Below are 22,063 nucleotides of genomic sequence, written 5' to 3'. Positions count from 1 at the left end.
GTTAACTCGCTTTATCAGGTGGATATAGCCGCCGAATGAGCCGTTCCATCGTCAAGCCCTGTACAATGACGGAAAACAAAACGACTGCGTACGTAATGGTCACAATAAACTCTTTTTGTGGTAACGAACCATCAATGGACAACGCCATGGCAATGGAAAGGCCACCCCGTAGCCCGCCCCAGGTCAGCATAATAGGTGCATTCCGGTCGAGATCAAGCCAGCGACGAGCCAGGGTAAAGGGGATCAGAATGGCTACATATCGGGCTATCAGGACCAGGAGTACAACCAATAAATAAATTGACCATTGTGTAAGTTGAAAATCAATCAGGAGCAGCTCAACGCCAATCAAGACAAAAAGTAAAGCATTCAGAATCCCATCAACCAGCTCCCAGAATTTATCGACATACTCTTCGGTGAGCTGGCTCATGGCATCCTGACGGCTATGATGACCACCCACCAACAGGCCGGTGACCACCATAGCCAGTGGCCCGGAAATGTGCAGTTTTTGGGCTAATAAGTACCCACCCATAACACCGGCTACCGTTATAATCACTTCGGTCTGATAGTGGTTGATCGACCGTAACACCCAGAACATTCCATACCCTAAAGCAATGCCAAATAAAATACCGCCACCGGCTTCTTCGAGAAATAACAAGCCGATTTCTCCAGTACTAACACTGTCGGCCCCATTGATGACAATTCGGTAAATAGAGGCAAACACAACAACCCCTACGCCATCGTTAAAGAGCGATTCGCCCACAATGTTGAGTTTAACGTTGTCGGGTAGTTTGAACTTGGATAAGATTCCCAACACGGCAATCGGATCGGTTGGTGAAATTAAAGCGCCAAAGAGCAGGCAAAGCGGGAACGATAAATTCAGGTCGAGATGCCTGGTTAGTAAATAAAGACCTGAACCTACCAAAAACGTGCTCAGTAAGACACCGACAAACGCAAATAGCATAACCGATCGCCGTTCGACCTTAAGTTTGGCTGAATCGGTATGTAAGGCCCCCGCAAAAAGCAGGAAGCTTAACATCACATCGAAAAGCGTTTTTCCAAAGTCAATTTGGGCAACAGTCTGGCGAACAGAGGCCAACTGATCCGGATAGATTGAGTTCAGGGCAATTAAGAGGACAGAGAAGCTCAATGAGCAAACCATAATGCCAATGGCATCCGGTAGCTTAAGCCAGCGCGTATTCAGATAAGCGAAGAGAGCCGAGATAACAATAAGTAGAGTAATCAGCGTGAATAGATCCATGAAGTGAATGGCGTAATTGAGCAAGTTTACATTAACTTTCGATTAAAACCGCATCTTGTTTTGCCTTAATAACTAGTAACCGTATTCCTTAAAAATGACTGTAGACGATCAAAATGAACCCAAAATCAAAAAGTCGGAACCCTTAGCCCAATTCAGCGCGTTTCTGCGCGAACGGTTTAGTCTAGAAGAAGATAAAGACGACGAAACGGATGTGATACAAGCCATTAGCCGGGGAATCGAGTTTCGGGGCATTAACTTGTGGACGCTGATTTTTGCCATATTTATTGCCTCTATTGGTCTGAATATCAACTCCCCGGCTGTTATTACCGGGGCTTTTCTTATCTCTCCATTAATGGGCCCTATTATGGGTATTGGGCTAGGCGTGGGTATCAACGACCTGACGATGATCCAGCGAGCGTTGAAGAACTTAGGCCTGGCTGTATTCATTAGTTTATTGACCTCCACGCTCTATTTTTTCGTAAGTCCGCTGCATTTGGCTCAATCTGAATTAGTAGCTCGAACATCCCCCACGGTCTGGGATGCGTTGGTGGCCTTTCTGGGAGGTCTGGCTGGGATTGTTGCCGGTTCGCGCCGGGAGAAAGTGAGCAATGTGATTCCGGGTGTGGCAATAGCCACCGCGCTGATGCCGCCCTTATGTACCGCCGGTTACGGATTAGCTACCGGTAATCTATACTACTTTGCCGGGGCATTTTACCTGTTTCTTATCAATGCTATATGTATTAGTATTGCCACCTTTCTGATCGTCCGATTTCTGGGTTACCACCAGAGACAATATCCTACACCTGAGGTTGAACAGCGGGTTCGGCATACGATCTGGTTTGCTGTAGTCATTGTGGTGGTACCCAGTAGCTATCTTGGCTATCAAATTGTTCGTAAAACCATATTTGAGGAATCAGCAAAGCGATTTGTAACAACTGAATGTAATTTTCAGTACCGGCAAGTCATCCAATACGCAGCTCGTTTTAATCGTCGGCAGAGTACATTGGAACTCTCGCTGGTGGGAGAGCCGCTACCAAAGGACTCAATTAACCTACTACGTACCAAGATGCCAGCCTATGGCCTGGGTAACGTGAATCTTGTGGTGAAACAGGGAAGTTTTAAAGATACGGAAGTGGATGTGGATGCGCTCAAGAATACAGTAACCGATCAGGTAATAAAATACAGCCAGTCGTCTATTGCCCGCAAAGACCATATCATTGACTCCCTTCGCCGGTATATCGATCTGACTCATTCCGCGAATTTGTCGGTAGCCGATCTGCGAAATGAGCTTAAGACGCTCATGCCCGATGTACAAACCTTTACCGCTGCCCAATCGCTGGTAATGAGCGGAAACAGCACCCGGCCCGATACCGTCATGCTCGTATATGCCCGGTTCTCCCGAAAGCATACGAACGCTGAAAAGCAACGCATTGAAAAGTGGCTTCAGAGCCGTACAAAAAGTAAGCGAATCAAACTAGTAGTGGAATAAGGCAGGAATATCGACAAACCAGGCAATGAGCAGGGTCAAGAGCACCAAAGCACTGATTAATAAGAGTAACCAGTCTGGCTTTTTTGGGTCTTCTTCGTACATGTATTTTGATTTAGGGCGCGTCTTCGACGGGGTTGCCGGACCTGGGGGAAAGAACGGGGAGTAGGGTTGAATTGCGGTTTTTTCAGTCATCATCGCGTTATAGTTAGATACGTAGGGATAGCCAAAGTTGCTAAGCACGACTTAGGATTCACTGATAAACTGCTTAGAAACTGCTTAGAATTGGCGCGTCTGCCGGGATAACTCGATGCTAAATATGGTTGGTTTGCCCGCCGTTGAGGTAACCTGGATTTTGCCCTGATGCAGCCGAATGATACGCTCCACAAGCGAAAGACCTACGCCGTAACCGCGCACATCGGCGGTTTGGCGGCTGCGGTAAAAGGGCTCGAAAATATAGGGTAGGTCGGCTGATGGGATGGATTGGCCCCTATTCTGAATGCTAATCGTTAACCAGTTGGGATCAAAACTAACGTGAATCAGCGCCTGCCCATCATCAGAAAATTTGCAGGCATTTTCCGTCAGATTTTTTAAAGCCGTTGCCAGTAAGGTTTTATTGCCCTGCACCGCTAGCTGGTCGGGGTCATCGGGAAGCGCACCGAATTCGATGGTTACTTGGTAACGAGGATTGATGGCTGTTACCTCATCCCGAATATCCCAAACGATTTCGTCCAGTCGAACGGTATCGGTTAAGAGCCCGATGGCATCTTCCTGATTCACCTGAGAGAGTTTCAATAACTCATGGGTAAGCGTTGCCAGATCACCCACATCATCCAGTACCGAACGAATCGTTTTTTGATAAGCCTCTGGTTCACGGTGTTTTAACAAGCTTACTTCCAATTGCGAACTGATTTGTGTGAGCGGATTTTTCAACTCATGCGATACGTTGGCCACAAACATCCGTTGTAATCGAAACGACTCCGTGACCCGGTCCAGTAATCGATTGATAGTTGATGATAGTCGACTGATCTCATCGTCGTCTTGATTGATGAGCAGGCGCTCATCCCGGTTACGTGGAAATATATCACTGACAATCTGGTCAATCTGCTGCATGGGTCGCAGGGCATCTCCTGCGAAAAACCAGCCCGAAAAGGCAGTAATGCCCACAATCAGGAAAAATAATACCGCTAAGGCCCATAAAAGCCGCCGTAGAAACTCATCGCCATAAACGTTCACCGCACTGGCAATGACCACATACTGGCCCGAAGCCGTCATGAACCGGGTGCCCGACAGATAGTACCCTTTCTGTTGAAAATCCTTTTGTTTATCCTGCCGGATATCGGCCAGCACCGATTTGGGTATGGTGATCGGCAGCCGTTCATTGGTAATAAAAATGATCGAGTCCCGGCTATCGAACACCATGATATTCTGATTGGGTAACTGATCTTTCCGGATTCGCCCCAATTGCCGAATCAGTTGCGCATCCAGGCGATGCCGAATGAGCATATCGCCCGTGGTATTGGCTTTCCGGTCGAGCCGTCGGTAAAAGTCGGATGAAATGAAAAACCAGCAAAAGGCATAGATACTCACAAACGCCAGCAGGATAATACTGGATACCAGGCTCGTGAAGCGTAACGTTAGCCGTTTGCGAATGGTCATGGAAAGGAGGGAGGAAAGGGAGGAAGGAGGAGAGGGAGGAAGGGTTCGGTAATTTCCTCCTTTTCTCCTTCCTCCCTCTCTTCCCTTTCCTCCTCTTTTTTATTCTTCTTTAAACATATACCCCATGCCGAAGTGGGTGTGAATCAGCTTTTTGGGGAAATCGCGGTCGATCTTTTTGCGCAGGTAATTGATGTACACTTCTACGACGTTGGTGCCTGTATCGAAATTCAAATCCCAGACGTGTTCGGCAATGGATGGTTTCGACAGAACCCGTCCCTGGTTGCGCATGAGAAACTCCAGGAGCGCAAACTCGCGGGCTGTCAGTTCAATCGGTTGTTCGTCGCGGGTAACGGTTTTGGCATCCAGATTCATCTCAATGCCGCCGTAGCGTAAGGTTTGAGCCGTTAGCGAGACCTGCGTGCCGCGCTTTGTCAGTGATCGTACGCGCGCCAGCAGTTCAGAAAATTGAAACGGTTTGGTCAGGTATTGGTCAGCACCGGCATCGAAGCCCGAAATTTTATCCTCGGTTTCGCCAAGGGCGGTCAGCATCAGAATGGGTGTAGTTAACCCTTCGGCCCGTAGTTGCCGACAGAGTTCATAGCCATTCAAACCCGGCAGGATCAGGTCGGTAATAATGGCGGCATAGTTATTTTTCAGAGCCAGTCGTTTGGCAATGAGCCCATCGTAGGCAATATCGACCTCAAACTGGCTTTCTTCCAGCCCCTGCTGGATTGCCTGCAACGTTTTGGGTTCGTCTTCAACGATTAGGAGTTTCATAGTTGGTGGTGCAACGGGTAGTTTGTTCGGCAACCAGTTGCCCGTCTTATGGTGATGAGTAAACTGGGTACACAGGTAATTAAGCGCTTAGCGAGCCTATTGTTTTGGGCTCTAATCAAATTCTAAGGTTTCGTTAAGTTCCTCCTTATCACTCAACTATACTTTTCGGGAATTAAGCGTGCATAGGCGCTTATTCATGAGGTTGACCCGTGCGCCTACGTTCTCACTGATCGGGTTGGGTCAACCCTCATGAATAAGCGATTTCTCGCGCTCTACTAAAACCGAACGAGCATGATGACGTTTCTTATTATCGCAATCATAATTAGTATACTCGGTGTACTCAGTTATTTTACCAGCGCCAGGTTTGGCGTTAAAGTCTCTGATACCGACAAATTGCCCCCGCATTACGAACACTTACTCCGCCGTTTAAAGGAAAAAGAAAAACGGGGCGAAGGCCCAGAAAATGTGTTAAAAGATGAGGTGGTCACGAAACGATAAGCCGAAGAATCAGACCTCGATCAATTCATCATTCATGCGTTGCAGCAGCGTTTCTACGTCCTGCTGACGAGCCAGCCGATACCGGGCAAATGACATCCCTGACCCCACTTTCATGGTGTACGCCCAGTTCGGAAGCTGCCGGAACATATCTTCATCGGTCGTATCGTCGCCGATACTAATAATAAAGTCATAGGGTTTTTGTTCGGCAATAGCGAGTGCTACAGTTCCCTTACTGTGTTGGGCGGGTTTTACTTCCACCACTTTATTGCCCTGAATAACCGTGAGTGGAATAGAGGAAGAAACGCGCCGTAACTGGGTCGCCAGGTCAATAGCCTGTCCTTCAACATCATCAGTTTCCACTTTCCGATAGTGCCAGGCAATGGCCGTTTCTTTTCCTTCAATAAATGAACCTGGAAAACGATCAACATAATAATTCATCGTTGAGCGCACCGGGTCGACCCAATCATCGGCCGATAGATCAAGTTGCTGCCAGGGCTGTTCCGGTTTTTTCAGGAAAGCTCCATGCTCGGCGACCAGGAAAACGGGAATACCCATAAACGTCTTCTCCAGAAACGATCGGTTTCGGCCACTGATAACCACAACATCGCTACTCTCGGCCAGATTCCGTAATATAGTCTGTAATGTTTCAGAGGGTCGGGCATCGGCCGGGTCATTGACTAGGGGGGCTAGTGTGCCGTCGAAGTCAACTAAAAGCAGCCGTTTATGGGCGTCACTAAACGCGCTGATAAATGGTTGAATCGGCAGGTCGGTTTCTAAACTGGGCTGGTTGATAATCATATCGTTGAATGCGGAAAGAAAATCGTGACTCCATCGGAAAACATTATGGTTTTGTAGATGCTTTCGCATGTGCTGCAAGCGTCGTTCCTGTTCGGCCAATGGCATGACTAATGCCTGATCAATGGCATCAGCTACTTCCTGTGTGTCGGTAGGATTAATAATGATGGCATCCCGTAACTCCTGAGCGGCTCCGGCTAACTCACTCAAAATCAGCACGCCCTTGAGATCATGGCGGCTTGCCACAAACTCCTTGCAAACCAAGTTCATCCCATCGCGAACAGGTGTAATGAGGGCAATATTGCAGGCCGTATACAAGGCCATTAGCTCGGTAAAGGTTAGCGATCGGTACGAATACACGATAGGCCGCCAGCCAATGGTACCAAACAGGCCATTGATACGGCCAACGGTTTCTTCGATCTCCCGTTTTAACTCCTGATATTGAGCGATTTTATCGCGTGATGGCACTACCGTCATCACAAAGGTTACTTTATCATGCCAGTCAGGATGCTGAATCAGAAAACGTTCATACCCTAGCAATCGAGAGGTAATTCCTTTGGTGTAATCGAGCCGATCAACCGAAAAAATGATCTTGTTGTGCCGTAGCAAATTCATGAAATATTGCTGGGTGGCAAAAACGTCAGCCTCTTGTCCACTTGAGTTGAACTTATTAAAATCGATGCTAATCGGGAAGGCGTTGACAATCACCGCCCGGTCGGGCAGGATTATACGTTGATTAATAATCGGCAGATCCAGAACCTCTGAAACGCTCTGCATAAAATGCTGCACGTAATCGGTCGTGTGAAACCCTACGACATCGGCTCCTAGAATTCCATTGATGAGGCTTTGCCGCCAGGTGCGGGGCAATAGTTTTATGATCTCATAGGTTGGGAAAGGAATATGAAAGAAGTAGCCAATCGTTGCCTCAGGCATGACCTGGCGCAGCATATCGGGCAGCAGCATCAACTGGAAATCGTGAATCCAGACTAAATCGCCAGGTTCGATTAAAGCCGTTAGTTCCTCCAGAAAACGGGTATTGGCCTGCTTGTAACAGTCGAAATCGTGCTCTTTAAACGATGCGTAGGACGGAAAGTAGTGAAATAAAGGCCAGATTAAATCATTGCTAAATCCTTCGTAAAACCCTTTATGAACAGCCTCATCCATAAAAACCGGATGGGCCACAAATGTATCATTTTCCAGGGCGGATGAGTCGAGTTGTTGAAGTGACTGATCACCATGCCCAACCCAGTGAATTTTTGTGGGTAAACTCCCCTGATTCTGGCCCATCTGCTCCGCCATCGACAGCACTGCCGAAACCAGCCCGCCTGAATTCTGTTGGAGTTCGGAACCATTATTAGTTTGCTGAATAGTGAACGGAAGCCGGTAAGAAACAATCAATAATCGTTTAAATGAGGCTTTAGAAGTCTTCATAGAGTTGATGCGCTACTGAACGCCCAGTGTAGTTAACAAAGGACGTACCAGCGACTTAGAAGGGACTTAAGCAATACTTAGAAACTCCTTAGAAGCCCCCGCGATTCGTCGGGTTCGGCCTGTCGTCCAAATAACTCACGCAATACGGACGAGAAGTGATCGTCGTATAAATAATCCTCTCGATACGTTTTAATGGACAGTTTACTAGGCTGGTAATCAGAACAGTAACTGTCGTATCGCTCGGTAGTTGATACCGGTTCGAATGGGCCTTCCCGCTCAGCATTTGGGGTAGCCGTTTTTTCGGTAACCGACTCGTTCTGCGGTTCGTGCTCGACCAATAGGCAGTGGTGATTGCCGGTCAGGGCTGTTAACTGATTCGTATATGTCCGGATATCCGTTAAAATTTCTTCAGCATCGGGTAGGGCATAAATTGCCTCTAGCCGGAGTGCATCGATATGGAAATCCCGGAACCACATCAGCGCGTTTTCGATAAGGTATCGACGCCCGGCTTCTCCATGCTCATCATTGGTCCCGTTTGACCCATTTCGTTCCGCCTTTTGTTTGCCGGAGCGGAAAGCCTTTAGCTGGTCATTCTGTCTGCCGATCTTCGCATAGTTTACATCCAGAATAACGGCCATTCCTTCAAAGTGACAGGCATTGATTAGCCGTTGTAATTGATAAGGACTACCGTAACTGGCTTGTACGGCATAGATAAACAGCTCGTTAGGCGACCCTGGAAAGGATGAAACGGACTTTATAAGTAACGCATTGATGCCCAGACTTTTCAGTTCTCCCAGCTTTTTAACAACGGCGTCAAAAGTTCCTTCAGGGCTAAATGTACTCATATCGAGTTCATAGATAACGTATTCATCCAGGGGCGGGTTGACCCAACAGGAATCTTCCCAGTAGAATTTGTTTGTATCTACTGCCTGAGAAGGGCCATACGCACCCTGCGGTTGGACCAGCGATGCCGGATCAGCGCATATCTTCTCATCGTCGAGTGTGAAGGTGTATAGGTCACCGGGTTTAAGCTGATCGGTTTCCAGATGCCAGTATCCTGAACGATCGTTCACTAACGGGATGGATATAGATCGGCCTCTGATGGAGAGTTCTACCTTTTTGGCAAGCGGATTCCATAGCGTGACGTCTGCCTGGTGGTCAGTGGAAAAGGTAACGCCAAGCGTTCGTTTTTTTATATCGGGTTGATTTTTCATACGTTGATGCGATAAACAAATGCTGCTACCGAGCAATTCTGTAAGGCGATTTATCTGCCTACACTGGTCAGTCAGGTTAACCTGATCTAAACCAAAGTACGCCGGACCTGCTTAGAATGGGCTTAAGCAGTTATTAGAAAGTCCTTAGAGCATGAAGCTATCAGCTACCGAAGGGAGCCAATTTAATCTGTAGTAATCAGACGCCGTTGGGCCAATGGCTGTTTTTGCCGAGCTACTTCGATGGGGCATCTGAAACGGCTTTGTTTGCTAAACCCATTTAATGGGAGCCGTTTCCTGCTTTACTTCCCGAAGAGCGAAATCGCACTTCGGTTATATTTTGTTCGTTGTAGACTTTAGGTAACATATACGCACTTATATAGCACCTTTTTCAACGGAATGAATATGAAAAACTCTCCCTTATTAACTCTCGTAACTCTTTCTATTTTTATCCAATGTTCACCCGATAAATCGGTGAAACCTGTAATTGATAACGAACAAGCTAGCATTCAGCTCATGAAGGAACTAGTGCCTCAGCTCACAGGTACATGGGCAATGAAACAGCTTCAGATCAAATACCAAAATAGCCCCCAGCAAATTGGGCTTAAGATTAAAAAAGATACTACCCTAATCAATTTTGCTACATTAACGCTGGCAAGGGCTTCCATACAAAATAACCCTATCCGTGACCGATATGAGGGTATTATTCAGTATAGTACTAAGACCTATCCGATACGTTTCGATTTGCTAGCTGGCTCCCTAAATAGAAAGGGTCCCAAAGCTTACTTCTTGCTTGATTACAACTTTCCAATTGGATATTCAGGTACTACGGAAAGGGAAGCCTATTTTCTAGAACAGATTGGCATACTATTAGAAACTTTTGCCTTGGAAACGGCTTCTGGAAGCATGACCTGGCATGGTTTAAACCGGGGGGTTGACCAGATCGATCTGATCAAAAAATAGTATTGTTTCAGTAGTGAAGAATTTGAAGAGATCAAGCCAATTATTAATTCATTCACATAACATAATCGTAGTTATAGAATGAGTCTCAAAATACTTCAATATCAGTAAGTTGACAAATTATATCTAGTTGGTATTTTAACAATATTAGTCGAATAAATTGGAGTCGCTCTCCTGCATTCACGGTTTATCATTTCTTTTCTTATATCTGTAGTTTTACAGGTGCATTCATTTGGTAACACGTTATGACAAAAACTTTCGCTTTCTTTTGGGCTTTGGCCCTCCTTTTCTTAACAACGACAATTGGTTACTCACAGAAGGCTAACCAAAACAACTACTGGCTCGGGGTGGGTTTAGGAAAAAGCCAGTACTATAGTGGCATGATAGCCTTAGGGTACGAATTTATTAATAGGCCTACTATACTGATTACCCGGTATACGGATAATCGGGAACTGTTTTCTAATAATGCTCCCGGCATTATGGCGCAAGAAATCGCGCTAATGTATGGCCTTAAAACGGGTAAATTCCGCTTCTCAACGGGTATAAGCAACGTTTGGGGCATAAACCGGGGTAAATATCTCTCGGCAATCGGTGACCCAATCCTTTATGGCGAACATTTGTACGAATCAGTTCGATACTCGACCGTAGGTCTGCCCGCAGAGATTCGGTTTATTACTTCGACAAAAGATGTGGGAATTGGTCTAACGGCTTTTGGCAATCTGAACGCCAAGCGATCTTTTGTTGGGTTGAACCTATCGCTATACGTGGGTAAAATGAAGTAAGACAAGCTATCATGGTAACATACAAAACGGAACTGTTTATGTAGATAGGCCGCTTTGTATTTTGCTACGCTATGGTCTACAACTGGCATTATGTAAGCCTAAATTAAAAAATGGTATCAGCGAAGCAGCCATTCTACAGGGGGACTTATACCTGAAAAACATTATGTCAGTAAGATACGGATGCTATTACTTGAAAAATTCTGATATCGCTTCTAGCTAATAGATAATTTCATAAATTGAATAAAGAATTGTAGCCTATTCTAATCATGCGGACTTTTCTTAAACTTATAACAATCAGTTGCCTGGTTTTAGCCTGCCATTCCAAGGAGTCGGCCATTCAACTGGTTAATCCACAAACCACGCAAGAGCAGGAACAGGCTGCTTTAACTAAAAAGCTTGAAGATAACTGGCTACTTGATCTCCCTACGTTCGACGATTCAGCTATAGATCGGCAGCTCCCTTACTCGCCAGTAGCTCTACCCACAAGACCTCGTCTACTTAAGGCAGACGGTCTTACCTATCGTTATGATTCGCTTGGGCGTTTAGTGGAAGGGTACGCTAATTATACCGGTACTGACATTGCCAGTACTCGGCAGGTCTATCAATATGATAAACAGGGCTTACAGCAAGTCTCATTTTATTGGGGGTCTTATCCAGGAACACCGCTATGGCTCACACGTCAGACTACTTTTTTCTCCAACCAGGGGGGGCGAATTGATCGTTATTTTGATGGTACGTTTGCCTACCTGCTCCGTTTTGACCAGAGTGGATATTTAATCTGGTCAGGTGCACTTAAAGAGCAGAACTCTTCGACCCAGGTGAAGGGCTATAGCCGGGCAGTCCGGGATAGCTATCATAATGTACGGCTAATAAGAAGCACATTGGAAAAGGCCTATACGACGGAGTATGAATATGATGACAAGCCAAACCCATTTTATTTACTTGGTGGCCTGCCTGCTTTTACCTCTCCCAATAATGTGATCAAGGAAACGAAGCGAGATCAAGCCGGTAAACTACTAAGTGAGATTGAATACAGTTACGATTACCGGGCTGATGGGTATCCCATTCGTAAACGATCAGGGACAACGGTGGTCGATTTTGTGTACGCAAACTGACAAGAAAAGCTCTGCTCTAGCTTAAAGCTATCAAGACGGAGTCACTACCTGATTGTCTCCTCAACGGTCAACCCGATCAGGGACGTAGTGTCTTTTTGGCCAACTAGATTACCCCAGGCAGGGCCATTCTATGTAAACGCTACTCCCCAAATTAATTTGGCTAAGTCAGGAGGAACAATACGCCAGTAGTAGTTGTGGCTTGATCAAATTGATTGATAGACGGCTACCTATGTGTCCACACTGTGAGCAAACCACTGATTTCAGGTTAAGGTGACCAGCATGGTAAGGGAGGCAATGGAACAACTGGGTCATAAACTAAGCCTAAGTTGGGAGTTTATAACTACAAATTTGGGTAAGAAAATCACCACTTTTTATCAATACGGGTGCATATATTGTTGGTTAAGTCAATGATTATCAACTGGTTGAATTTCTGTCATTTAGTTGGCATGATTTGAGATATCTACAAGTTGGACGGGTTTTTATCTTCAGTTGTTCGCTGCCCTTAGAGCAGCTCTACCATAGATCGATATCGTTTCACTCAACGTTAGAAAAAAACAGAAAAACTTGGAAAGCTCGGTATGGAACCGAGCTTTCATTTTACCCTTACTACGTATCTTAGGTAACCATGAACGAGCACCCCATCATCTTTATTGACGCCGATGACGATGATCATGATATGTTTAAACAGGCCTTATCGGAATTGGCCCTTCCGCATCCTGTCATCGTTTTTTCCAATGGCCAAACTGCCCTGGACTACCTGAAGACGACACCGGAGATTCCCTTTTTGATTATTTCCGAAATTAGTATGCCGGGGATGAGCGGTCTGGAACTTCGGCAACAAATAGATCAGGACCTGGGGCTGCGCAAAAAATGTATTCCGTTCGTGTTTATGACCCATCCCGTCGAAGAACAACTGGTGGAAGAAGCCTATGAATTAACCATTCAGGGATTATTTGAAAAGAAGTCCTCCTACGCTGACTGGAAAGCTCAGTTAGGGTCCATTATTGCCTACTGGACAGAGTGCCATCATCCCAAACGCTTGAGCCGGTAATGAGCACCTGTATTACACTGAAATAGCTTGACAAATTGTTCACTTAAATGAGTTGACAAGTAAACTATTATTGCAGTTATTCAGGTGCCTCTGTCCTTTATTTTGTAAGTCAGTAATCATTCACGAAAAGGTTCTACTTAAGGCGGCTAGTTTACAATTGCAAGGAAACAGACCTGAATTATCTGCTTGTTCACAACTTTCACCCAGTAAGTCAGTTAAACTATCTCAAAGACTGCTATAAAGGGTAGACACAGCAATTTTCATGTAAATAATCGCACCGCTCCAGCAATCGGAGGGCAAACCGATCTTGCTCTAACGGCATCATCTAAGGGGCGAGACCCTGAAAAATGTAGGTTTTTATAAATGTACCCTCTCCCGTAGTAGTAGCCAACTTTTTGACGATGCCTTCAGGACTCTTTGCTTTATTAGATGATATCTCGGCCTTAGTAAAAGCAAGTGCCGCCAGTTTAGATGATGTGCCTGCTCAAGTAGCTAAAACGACCGGAAAAGTGTCGGGCATTGTCATTGATGATACGGCCGTTACGCCCAAGTATGTGGTAGGGCTCGATCCATCCCGGGAGCTGGCTATTATTTACCAGATTGCCAAAAAATCGCTGATCAATAAACTCCTGATATTAAGTCCGGCAGCCTTGTTGCTTGGCTACTTTGCTCCTTGGGCTATTACGCCTATTTTAATGGTAGGTGGTGCTTATTTATGTTATGAAGGCTACGAAAAGGTTCATTCTCTATTTAGCCACCACGAAAAGGACACTGAACGAGAACTGGTAGAAAAGATTACCCCTGAGGAATTAGAGAAGGAACGAGTTGGTAGTGCAGTTCGCACGGATATTATATTGTCGGCCGAAATTATGGCCATTGCTTATAGCCAAGTAACCGACCAGGCGATCCTAAACCAGATTATAGTAATGCTGGCGGTGGCTGTTTTTATTACGGTGGCCGTCTATGGGTTTGTTGGCTTGCTCGTTAAAGCCGATGATATGGGGCTACACTTGGCTGGTAATAAATATCCTCCTGCTACTCAAAAAATAGGTCGAGGTATTGTAAAATTTATGCCTCATTTCTTGAGTTGGCTGGGTTATGTCGGTACGGCAGCCATGCTTTGGGTAGGGGCCGAAATCATTGCACATGGCATACCGTTTACCGCTCATGTACTGCACGATTTAGAACAGGGCTTGTCTCCAATGCCGGTAGTAGCCTGGTTTGCCAAGGCCCTGGCTTGTGGAGCTGCCGGACTTGTAATAGGGTTTATCATTGAGAAACTTGTGGTTGTGGTGAAAAAAATCTTTTTCTCGGCCAAGAAGTAGCGTAAATAGCTCATCCCGTTTTTCGCCTTACGTACCTATTTTTTCATCTTTAAACAGTGGATCAACAAACCTTCTTAGTTTGTCGCTACTCCGACTCCTTGCTACCACTACTAGGGATTTAGTCTATGGGGGTATCTATCTGCCAAAGCGAGGGGACCGCAATCGGATCCGTCCGTAACGATGACGGGGGACGTAGATACGACCATGTGAAAAAAGAAACCCCAAGATGACATGACCAAAGCTCTGTTCACTGTAGTACCACTTGGCATGGAGCTAAACCAGTCATCAGAGATGGCATAGTTTTTTGCAAGGCCGTTGAGTACAGGAATCTGCTCTGGAGAGTAGGCCAATCGTCTGATTCCGCCCGTGTGCTACGTTCAAATTTTCCTTGCTTTTCCAGATAGGTATAATCGACTTTATTAAGCCTTTTTTGTGGAGTCGGCTTGAAGAACCGGCCTTCACTGACTACTCATTCGACGGATTGAAACCGGCAATCCCTGCCCCTTACCCTTATGAACCTAAATGTAAAAGCACAGGCGACTAATACATTCGATGCCATTGTCGTGGGGTCGGGCGTTAGTGGTGGCTGGGCGGCTAAAGAACTCACCCAAAAAGGGCTCCGCGTGCTGATGCTCGAACGGGGCCGTGATCTTCAGCACGTAACGGGTTACACGACTGCTTTGAAAGACCCCTGGGAGTTTGCTCATCGGGGACGTAACCTTTTGCCTACGGACAAACAGGAACCTGATTTTCGTGTCCGCCCGTACAACGAACAAAACGGCGATTTTTCATTCGACGATCGGAACGCGCCTTACAAGGAAATTCACCCGTTTGCCTGGTATCGCCCTGACATTCTGGGCGGTAAATCAATTATGTGGGGGCGGCAGAGCTACCGGTTCAGCGAGATGGATTTTGAATCCAACGCCCGTGATGGCTTCGGCACAGACTGGCCGATACGCTATAAAGACCTGGCTCCCTGGTACAGTTACGTGGAGCGTTTTGCGGGAATTTCGGGCAATAAAGAAGGGCTTTCGCAGTTACCCGACGGTGAATTTCTACCGCCCATGGAGTTGAATTGTGTGGAGCAACATGTTCGCGAGCGATTGAAAACCAAGATGAACCGCGTACTCACCATAGGCCGAACGGCAAATCTGTCGAAGGCTAACCCGGTGCATACATCCGTGGGGAGAGCCCCGTGTCAATACCGAAATAAATGCGCCCAGGGCTGTCCGTACGGCGGCTATTTCAGTACGTTATCCGCTACGTTGCCAGCCGCGCGCCAAACCAACCGACTCACCGTCCGGCCCGATAGTATTGTCTCGGAGGTTTTGTACGATGAGAAGAGCCAACGAGCCCTGGGCGTTCGGGTGATTGATGCCAGGACGCATCAAACGACGGAGTATTACGCCCGGATTATCTTCCTGAATGCGTCGGCGATGGCCACGAATTTTATTTTGCTCAATTCCGTGTCCAGTCGTTTCCCAAACGGATTTGGCAACGATAGCGGTACATTGGGCAAATACATCATGGACCACCATTTTCAGGCGGGGGCTAATGCACAGGCCGATGGGCTGGGATTCGACGACAAATATTACTATGGTCGCCGGGCTAATGGCATTTACATTCCCCGTTATCGAAATATCGGCACCGATAAGCGGGAGTATCTGCGTGGCTTTGGTTATCAGGGTGGTGCATCCCGGTCGGGCTGGCAACGGCTCATTGCTGAAGCGGCCGGGGGCGCGTCCAACTTTGGCGCCGATTTAAAGGAACAAGCCACTCAGCCCGGTCCATGGAACATGGGCATTATGGGGTTCGCGGAGTGTTTACCCTACGAAGATAACCAGGTTACCCTCAACCGGGATCGACTCGACAAATGGGGATTACCGACGTTGAATTTCGACGTACGGTTTCGCGAAAACGAGCATCTCATGCAAAAGGATATGATGAACGATGCCGCCGAAATGCTTGAAGCCGCCGGTCTGAAGAACATCAGTACGTATAACAATCACTCGATACCGGGCGGGGCCGTTCACGAAACGGGTGGGGCGCGCATGGGGCGCGATCCGAAAACCTCGATGCTCAACGCCAATAACCAACTCTGGGCGGCAAAGAACGTATTCGTTACAGATGGTGCTTCTTTTGCGTCGGTTGCCTGTCAGAACCCTTCGCTCACGTTTATGGCCCTAACGGCCCGAGCTGCTGATTTTGCCGTTAGTGAGCTAAAAAGAAAGAACTTATAAGCACGTATGAGATTTTGTAAAGTATCACTTGGGATAACATTCATTTTATTTATTTCAACGCTGCTCGCCTGCCAAAAAAATGTGGACCCTAAAACTCCTGAACAGATACTAACTGGTAATCCCTGGAAGATAGATGAATTGCGTTATCTACAGAATAACATAGCATACTATTATAAAAGAGGAGTGTCTGCCTCTAGCTTGTCCGATGAATACATCGAATTCTATAGTGACAATACAGGGAAGTACCGTGACCATAGCGCTATTACTGTGGCATTGACCTGGAATTTTATTAATTCAGATAAAACGTCAATTCGCTATACACTTAACTATGGCCCACCACGAGTAATCACTTGGGAAAATGTAATTTTTTCGGAGAAGTCAATCCGCTATACCGAATACTATACCGCAGATGGAGTTAATTCTCTAGCAGAAGGAATTAGAATTCCCAAATGACGTTACGCCACCTTACACGTCACGCCGTCCATCGCTTCCAGTGCTTTCAAAAATGAGTTCGCGGGCGATACTTTTAACGTTCGGGCCTGCAAACTTATCTCAATACGCTCGATGGGATCGACGACGTTGAACGAAAGCGCACAGGTGCCTGGATGTGCAGTTGCCAGCTCGTTTAGTTTGGCAATAAGTTGGGCATTTACTATATCGATGGTTAAGGATACGCGTAATTCTTTGCAGAATTTTTCGCGCATATCGTTCAGTAGTCGAATACTTACTGGTTTGAACTCCAGTTGCTCAGAGCCCCATTTGTTCTGGGTTTTTCCGGTGATATGTAGGAAACGACCCACCTCAATATATTGCACCAGCCGGACATAGTCATCCCCAAAAAGGGCCATTTCCAATGAGCTATTGTAATCTTCGATTTTGAAGATGCAGAACGGATTTCCACTCTTTGTTACCCGCATTTGAACGGCAGATACGATGCCTCCAACCTTAATTTCGGGTTGTTTTGTCTCGAAGATATTGGCCAGTGTGCAGTTACAAAATCCGTCCATTTCGAGTTTGAATTCATCGAGCGGGTGGCCGGTAATGTAAAAACCAACCACATCTTTCTCGAATTTCAGTTTTTCGATCTGGTTCCACTCTGTCACGGTTGGCGCTTTGGGGCGGGCAATCATGGGTTCCCCATTCATCATGCCCCCAAACAATGACTGTTGGGCGGCTGCTTTCTCGGCGTGGTAGTTGTTGGCGTAGCGGATAATCTTATCCAGAAACGGCGATGTATCGCCCTCGGCCATCTCAAAATACTGCGCCCGATGGTATTCGTCGATGCTGTCGAACGCACCAGCATAGGCCAGCGATTCCCAGGTTTTCTTGTTCACCGTCCGGAGGTTGACCCGAATGGCAAAATCAAATATGTCTTTGAAAGGGCCGCCTGCTTTGCGTTCTTCAATGATAGCTTCCACGGCCGCATCGCCCGCACCTTTGATACCACCCAGACCAAAGCGGATTTCACCTTTTTGGTTAACGCCGAAAAAGCGTTCCGATTCGTTTACATCCGGGCCTAATACCGGAATATTTATATTCTTACATTCTTCCATGAAGAACGTAATCTTATCAATTGTACCGAGGCAGCTGGTTAAAACGGCCGCCATATACTCAGAGCGATAATGGGCTTTGAGGTAAGCTGTTTGGTAAGCTACGAACGCATAGCAGGTGGAGTGCGATTTGTTAAACGCGTAGGAAGCAAACGCTTCCCAGTCGGTCCAGACTTTCTCGCAGACTTTCAGGGGCAAATTATTAGAGGCACAACCATCCATAAATTTGCCCTTCATTTTATCCAGCGTGGCTTTGTCCTTCTTACCCATCGCCTTCCGCAATACGTCGGCGTCGCCTTTGGTGAAGTTACCCAGCTTTTGCGACAGCAGCATCAACTGCTCCTGGTACACCGTAATGCCGTAGGTATCAGCCAAGTACTCTTCCATTTCTGGCATGTCGTACTTAACCTCTTCGCGGCCGTGTTTCCGGTTGATGTAGTTTGGGATGTAGGCAATTGGGCCCGGACGATAGAGGGCGTTCATGGCAATGAGGTCACCAAAGCGGTCAGGCTTCAGATCTTTCATGTGCTTTTTCATGCCGTCCGATTCAAACTGGAACACGGCATTGGTTTCGCCCCGTTGAAAGAGTTTATAGGTTTCCTCGTCGTCTAGTGGAATATCATCAATGTCAGTTTCCTTGCCATCAATTAAAAACCCGCCGTGATTCTGCCGGATGAGCCGCAAACATTCCTTGATGATGGTCAGGTTGCGCAACCCCAAAAAGTCCATTTTGATTACACCCGCATCCTCAATGACTTTCCCTTCATACTGGGTGATAATCAGGTTCGTATCTTTTGAGGTCGATACCGGAACAATGTCCGACAAATCGCTGGGAGCAATGATAATTCCCGCTGCGTGCAAACCTGTATTACGAACCGTACCTTCCAGTTTACGCGCTTGTTTAAGAACGGCCGATACCTTTTCGTAATCGACAATTCGCATGGCCTGCGCGGCACTCCGATCGCCCGATTCAAGCGCCCGCATTCGCTTCACATTATCCAGTTCTTCGGGCTGGATAACGCTCGCTAAACCGCCTGGCCCGTCGAGTGGATCTTCGAAGATACGCTTGAGCGTCATATTGTACGTCGGCTTGTCGGGCACGAGTTTCACAACAGCGTTGGCATCCTGAAGGGGTAAATCCATCACCCGCGCTACATCTTTGATCGACGATTTGGAGGCCATCGTACCGTAGGTCACGATCTGCGCTACCTGCGATTTCCCGTACTTCTGCACCACATAATCGATCACCTTCTGACGGCCTTCATCGTCGAAGTCCGTATCGATATCGGGCATCGACTTCCGGTCGGGGTTCAGGAACCGCTCGAACAGAAGGTCGTACTTAATGGGATCAATATTGGTGATGCCCGTACAATAGGCCACTGCACTACCCGCTGCCGATCCACGGCCGGGGCCGATCATCACACCCAGATCGCGCCCAGCTTTAATGAAGTCGGCCACGATCAGGAAGTACCCGGCAAAACCCATCGTTTTGATGGTAAACAGTTCAAAATCAAGGCGCTCCTGAATGTGCGGCAGAATATCTACGTAACGTTCTTTGGCCCCCGTATACGTGAGGTGACGCAGGTATTCCCACTGATTCAGAACGTCATCGGTATGCTGCTGGAATTCCTGAGGAATGGGGAAGTTCGGCAGCATGATATCGCGCTTCAGCTTTAGGGTCTCGACCTTGCCCACAATCTCATTGGTATTGTCGATGGCTTCAGGAAGGTCGTGGAACAGCGTCGTCATCTCCTGCGTGTTCTTGAAATAGAACTGGTCGCTGAAGAAGGCAAAGCGGGTGTTTTTCGGCATCACATCGTCGTCGCTAAAGTCCTTCATCGACGGCGTACTTTGCTTTTCGTTGGTGTTCACGCACAGCAGGATATCGTGCGCTACCCAGTCGTCCTGATCGACATAGTGCGAATCGTTGGACGCAATGATCTTGACGTTATATTTTCGGGCAAACTTGATTAAAACCTCATTGGCTTTGATCTGATCGGGAATTTCATGGCGCTGTAGCTCAACGTAGTAATCCTCGCCGAAGCGGTCGAGCCACCACTTGAATTCAATTTCACCCGCTTCTTCGCCTTTTTTGAGAATGGTTTTTGGAACCGATGCGCCAATGCAGCAGGTAGAGGCTATCAGGCCCTCTTTATATTTATCAATGAGTTCTTTAGTAACACGGGGGTACTTGCCGTATAATCCCTCCATGTAGCCCAGTGAGCACAGTTTCGCCAGGTTTTTGTAGCCCTGTGCATTCTTGGCTAATAAAAGCTGGTGATACCGAATGTCCTTTTGCTCCTTGGTGAATTGTTTCTTGGTATGATCTTCCACTACATAGAACTCGCAACCAACAATGGGTTTGATGCCTTGCTTGCTGGCTTCGGCCACGAATTCAAACACGCCGAACATATTGCCGTGATCCGTAATGGCAACGGCGGGCATATTATCGGCTTTAGCCTTCTTAATCAGCTTCTTAATATCGGCCTGACCATCGAGCAGCGAGTATTGTGTGTGGCAGTGGAGGTGTGAGAATTGCATTGTCTGAACCGGGATTTTTATGATTTCACTGAGTTACAGGATTTCATTCTCTGTAAAAATAGGGAAATTAGGGGGGATACTGATAGGGGAGAACTGGGGTTTTTTGAAAGCTTTTGGGTAATTGTCTGAGGATGAAAGGGCTGCCAGATTAGTTATACCAATTCCTTGACAGCTTCTATAACGCGCTGTTTCACGTCGGGCCAGGTAATACAATTCAACGTTACAGGGTCCGTTTGTAATTCGGCATCGTCAAAATAGGTTAATGAGCGCCCTACATAGCTGGGATCACTATTGCTGTATTTAGTAGTAAAGAACCGGAGCATTTGTCGAAGTGAAAAATGGTTTAGTAACTCAGCTATGTCCCAAAAATCTTTCTTCGCTCCTCAACCGCTAACGCAAAATTTCCAGTATATCAGCCCACAAACCATAGTTCATTACTTTTTCAATGACGAATCGGGCGTTGGTTTCATAGTCCAGCGACTGCATGTCTATGTCCCAGAAGGCAGTGGGGGAGAGGTTTGGGGAGGTGGTCATTGTAAATTCAATAGTCGAAAATGATTTTCTTTTTCAACATCAGTAATAATTTCTGATTTGGATAGACCAATGAGCAGATGCGTCAGCGCTTGCTTTCGATAGCCCACCTGAGACATAAAACGAGGGCTTGGATGGGGCATACAAAACAACTTTTCGTCTGCTGGGTAGTCTTTGCCATATTTATTTCTGAAAGCATTATAAACTCGCCCTCCAAAAGCGAAGACGGCTTGAGGCTTGATGATCTCTAATTCTTTGTCTAGGTACTCTTTAAAACAATTTGCAACAACAGACTCATCATACTTGTAAATATTATATTCGTTTTTTTTGCCAACAGCCAAACCACATTTTACAAGGTTTGTCACGTAGACGTTACTTAGCTTGAAGTGATTCATGATACTGACGAAGAACTCACCATATTTTTTACGTTTAGTATTCATTTCCAAGCTTACATCAATAAAGCGCTTATTATCGTGCACCCAGTACCACTGTTTTGTTGGCATTTTAGAAAACTTATTCGCATCAGCATAAATCTTACCGTCACTCCCTGGGCTTTCTAAAATAAAAAGGATTGGCGCATCAGACCAGCCAGTAAAATCAGTTTGGCTACCACTAAAATAATCGATAGTATGTGCCCCATGTGACATAAACCTCAACGAGTGAGATTGACTCGTTACACAGTTGCTGGTTTCACATTTGTTGCAGCCACCGATTCCATCGGCTTTAATCTTATGCTCCTGATTAGATGCATAGGTCTCATACGTATAGTTCGCGACATCATCGGTGTCTATATGAATCAACTCGTCAAAATTTAGTTTGCGTAACCTTACCAATGAATCCTGATTCATCTGAA

Annotated in this window: 19 protein-coding genes; 8 read left to right on the top strand and 11 right to left on the bottom strand. The window is 46.5% G+C overall.

The features are described 5' to 3' along the window. Position 1: 1 nt before the first annotated feature. Positions 2 to 1,258: a sodium:proton antiporter gene (locus EXU85_RS23445; protein WP_142774413.1), complete on the bottom strand. Its 1,257-nt coding sequence runs from the start codon at positions 1,256 to 1,258 to the stop codon at positions 2 to 4. A 94-nt stretch (positions 1,259 to 1,352) separates the two neighbouring features. Here EXU85_RS23445 and EXU85_RS23440 point away from each other — a divergent pair, with 94 nt between their 5' ends. Then, the gene (locus tag EXU85_RS23440) at positions 1,353 to 2,747 is read left to right on the top strand and encodes a DUF389 domain-containing protein (RefSeq protein ID WP_142774412.1); all 1,395 of its coding nucleotides are present in this window, start codon (positions 1,353 to 1,355) and stop codon (positions 2,745 to 2,747) included. On the opposite strand, the gene EXU85_RS23435 is transcribed toward EXU85_RS23440, so the two are convergent. The 3 genes from EXU85_RS23435 to EXU85_RS23425 form a co-directional block, all read right to left on the bottom strand. Beyond that, a complete protein-coding gene (locus tag EXU85_RS23435) occupies positions 2,733 to 2,942 on the bottom strand; it encodes a hypothetical protein (protein WP_142774411.1) in 210 nt (69 codons plus the stop codon). The two genes, EXU85_RS23440 and EXU85_RS23435, sit on opposite strands and share 15 nt — an antisense overlap. An 81-nt stretch (positions 2,943 to 3,023) precedes the next feature. Then, complete coding sequence (locus EXU85_RS23430) at positions 3,024 to 4,403, bottom strand: sensor histidine kinase KdpD (protein ID WP_142774410.1); 1,380 nt, start codon at positions 4,401 to 4,403, stop codon at positions 3,024 to 3,026. Between the two features lie 99 nt (positions 4,404 to 4,502). Continuing rightward, positions 4,503 to 5,180, bottom strand: a complete 678-nt coding sequence (locus EXU85_RS23425) for a response regulator transcription factor (protein ID WP_111349117.1) — start codon at positions 5,178 to 5,180, stop codon at positions 4,503 to 4,505. 291 nt (positions 5,181 to 5,471) lie between these two features. Between EXU85_RS23425 and EXU85_RS23420 the strand changes: the two genes are divergently transcribed. Continuing rightward, positions 5,472 to 5,678, top strand: a complete 207-nt coding sequence (locus EXU85_RS23420; RefSeq protein ID WP_142774409.1) for a hypothetical protein — start codon at positions 5,472 to 5,474, stop codon at positions 5,676 to 5,678. Between the two features lie 9 nt (positions 5,679 to 5,687). Here EXU85_RS23420 and EXU85_RS23415 read toward each other — a convergent pair whose 3' ends face one another. After that, entirely contained in the window at positions 5,688 to 7,904 is a 2,217-nt protein-coding gene (locus EXU85_RS23415; protein ID WP_142774408.1) for a bifunctional alpha,alpha-trehalose-phosphate synthase (UDP-forming)/trehalose-phosphatase, read from the bottom strand. Between the two features lie 77 nt (positions 7,905 to 7,981). Further along, positions 7,982 to 9,118, bottom strand: a complete 1,137-nt coding sequence (locus tag EXU85_RS23410; protein ID WP_142774407.1) for an alpha-amylase family glycosyl hydrolase — start codon at positions 9,116 to 9,118, stop codon at positions 7,982 to 7,984. 402 nt (positions 9,119 to 9,520) lie between these two features. Between EXU85_RS23410 and EXU85_RS23405 the strand changes: the two genes are divergently transcribed. The 5 genes from EXU85_RS23405 (at position 9,521) to EXU85_RS23385 (ending at position 14,348) form a co-directional block, all read left to right on the top strand. Then, positions 9,521 to 10,078: a hypothetical protein gene (locus tag EXU85_RS23405; protein WP_142774406.1), complete on the top strand. Its 558-nt coding sequence runs from the start codon at positions 9,521 to 9,523 to the stop codon at positions 10,076 to 10,078. A gap of 242 nt (positions 10,079 to 10,320) precedes the next feature. Next, positions 10,321 to 10,857 (top strand): hypothetical protein, encoded by a 537-nt coding sequence (locus EXU85_RS23400; protein WP_142774405.1) that lies wholly within the window; start codon positions 10,321 to 10,323, stop codon positions 10,855 to 10,857. A 266-nt stretch (positions 10,858 to 11,123) separates the two neighbouring features. Then, positions 11,124 to 11,972, top strand: a complete 849-nt coding sequence (locus EXU85_RS23395) for a hypothetical protein (protein ID WP_142774404.1) — start codon at positions 11,124 to 11,126, stop codon at positions 11,970 to 11,972. A gap of 625 nt (positions 11,973 to 12,597) precedes the next feature. Continuing rightward, positions 12,598 to 13,023, top strand: a complete 426-nt coding sequence (locus tag EXU85_RS23390) for a response regulator (RefSeq protein ID WP_142774403.1) — start codon at positions 12,598 to 12,600, stop codon at positions 13,021 to 13,023. 401 nt (positions 13,024 to 13,424) lie between these two features. Further along, entirely contained in the window at positions 13,425 to 14,348 is a 924-nt protein-coding gene (locus EXU85_RS23385; RefSeq protein WP_142774402.1) for a DUF808 domain-containing protein, read from the top strand. Positions 14,349 to 14,458: 110 nt separating this feature from the next. Here the strand turns inward: EXU85_RS23385 and EXU85_RS36235 are convergent, their stop codons facing one another. Further along, on the bottom strand, positions 14,459 to 14,698 hold the full coding sequence (locus EXU85_RS36235; protein WP_210422402.1) for an alkaline phosphatase family protein: 240 nt from the start codon (positions 14,696 to 14,698) through the stop codon (positions 14,459 to 14,461). 162 nt (positions 14,699 to 14,860) lie between these two features. On the opposite strand from EXU85_RS36235, the gene EXU85_RS23375 reads away from it, so the two are divergent. Beyond that, on the top strand, positions 14,861 to 16,588 hold the full coding sequence (locus EXU85_RS23375) for a GMC oxidoreductase (protein WP_142774401.1): 1,728 nt from the start codon (positions 14,861 to 14,863) through the stop codon (positions 16,586 to 16,588). 455 nt (positions 16,589 to 17,043) lie between these two features. Here EXU85_RS23375 and dnaE read toward each other — a convergent pair whose 3' ends face one another. From dnaE to EXU85_RS23360, 4 genes are all read right to left on the bottom strand, one after another. Then, entirely contained in the window at positions 17,044 to 20,679 is a 3,636-nt protein-coding gene (dnaE, locus tag EXU85_RS23370; protein ID WP_142774400.1) for a DNA polymerase III subunit alpha, read from the bottom strand. Positions 20,680 to 20,831: 152 nt separating this feature from the next. Then, positions 20,832 to 21,002: a hypothetical protein gene (locus EXU85_RS23365; protein ID WP_210422401.1), complete on the bottom strand. Its 171-nt coding sequence runs from the start codon at positions 21,000 to 21,002 to the stop codon at positions 20,832 to 20,834. A 67-nt stretch (positions 21,003 to 21,069) separates the two neighbouring features. Continuing rightward, positions 21,070 to 21,213, bottom strand: coding sequence for a hypothetical protein (locus EXU85_RS35470; RefSeq protein WP_168207713.1), 144 nt, complete (start codon positions 21,211 to 21,213; stop codon positions 21,070 to 21,072). Next, positions 21,210 to 22,058: a uracil-DNA glycosylase family protein gene (locus EXU85_RS23360; protein ID WP_142774399.1), complete on the bottom strand. Its 849-nt coding sequence runs from the start codon at positions 22,056 to 22,058 to the stop codon at positions 21,210 to 21,212. The genes EXU85_RS35470 and EXU85_RS23360 overlap by 4 nt, the downstream gene beginning before the upstream one ends. Positions 22,059 to 22,063: the final 5 nt, after the last annotated feature.

The sequence above is a fragment of the Spirosoma sp. KCTC 42546 genome (genome assembly GCF_006965485.1).
Lineage (GTDB): Bacteria > Bacteroidota > Bacteroidia > Cytophagales > Spirosomataceae > Spirosoma.
The sequence above is the reverse complement of the archived record's forward strand: the minus strand, read 5'-3'. Positions and strand labels throughout refer to the sequence as shown.

Bases quoted from the DNA above. Each gene is read 5' to 3' on its own strand.
- EXU85_RS23445 (WP_142774413.1), bottom strand. From the start codon at position 1,258: ATGGATCTATTCACGCTGATTACTCTACTTATTGTTATCTCGGCTCTC.
- EXU85_RS23440 (WP_142774412.1), top strand. From the start codon at position 1,353: ATGACTGTAGACGATCAAAATGAACCCAAAATCAAAAAGTCGGAACCC.
- EXU85_RS23435 (WP_142774411.1), bottom strand. From the start codon at position 2,942: ATGATGACTGAAAAAACCGCAATTCAACCCTACTCCCCGTTCTTTCCC.
- EXU85_RS23430 (WP_142774410.1), bottom strand. From the start codon at position 4,403: ATGACCATTCGCAAACGGCTAACGTTACGCTTCACGAGCCTGGTATCC.
- EXU85_RS23425 (WP_111349117.1), bottom strand. From the start codon at position 5,180: ATGAAACTCCTAATCGTTGAAGACGAACCCAAAACGTTGCAGGCAATC.
- EXU85_RS23420 (WP_142774409.1), top strand. From the start codon at position 5,472: ATGATGACGTTTCTTATTATCGCAATCATAATTAGTATACTCGGTGTA.
- EXU85_RS23415 (WP_142774408.1), bottom strand. From the start codon at position 7,904: ATGAAGACTTCTAAAGCCTCATTTAAACGATTATTGATTGTTTCTTAC.
- EXU85_RS23410 (WP_142774407.1), bottom strand. From the start codon at position 9,118: ATGAAAAATCAACCCGATATAAAAAAACGAACGCTTGGCGTTACCTTT.
- EXU85_RS23405 (WP_142774406.1), top strand. From the start codon at position 9,521: ATGAAAAACTCTCCCTTATTAACTCTCGTAACTCTTTCTATTTTTATC.
- EXU85_RS23400 (WP_142774405.1), top strand. From the start codon at position 10,321: ATGACAAAAACTTTCGCTTTCTTTTGGGCTTTGGCCCTCCTTTTCTTA.
- EXU85_RS23395 (WP_142774404.1), top strand. From the start codon at position 11,124: ATGCGGACTTTTCTTAAACTTATAACAATCAGTTGCCTGGTTTTAGCC.
- EXU85_RS23390 (WP_142774403.1), top strand. From the start codon at position 12,598: ATGAACGAGCACCCCATCATCTTTATTGACGCCGATGACGATGATCAT.
- EXU85_RS23385 (WP_142774402.1), top strand. From the start codon at position 13,425: ATGCCTTCAGGACTCTTTGCTTTATTAGATGATATCTCGGCCTTAGTA.
- EXU85_RS23375 (WP_142774401.1), top strand. From the start codon at position 14,861: ATGAACCTAAATGTAAAAGCACAGGCGACTAATACATTCGATGCCATT.
- dnaE (WP_142774400.1), bottom strand. From the start codon at position 20,679: ATGCAATTCTCACACCTCCACTGCCACACACAATACTCGCTGCTCGAT.
- EXU85_RS23365 (WP_210422401.1), bottom strand. From the start codon at position 21,002: ATGCTCCGGTTCTTTACTACTAAATACAGCAATAGTGATCCCAGCTAT.
- EXU85_RS35470 (WP_168207713.1), bottom strand. From the start codon at position 21,213: ATGACCACCTCCCCAAACCTCTCCCCCACTGCCTTCTGGGACATAGAC.
- EXU85_RS23360 (WP_142774399.1), bottom strand. From the start codon at position 22,058: ATGAATCAGGATTCATTGGTAAGGTTACGCAAACTAAATTTTGACGAG.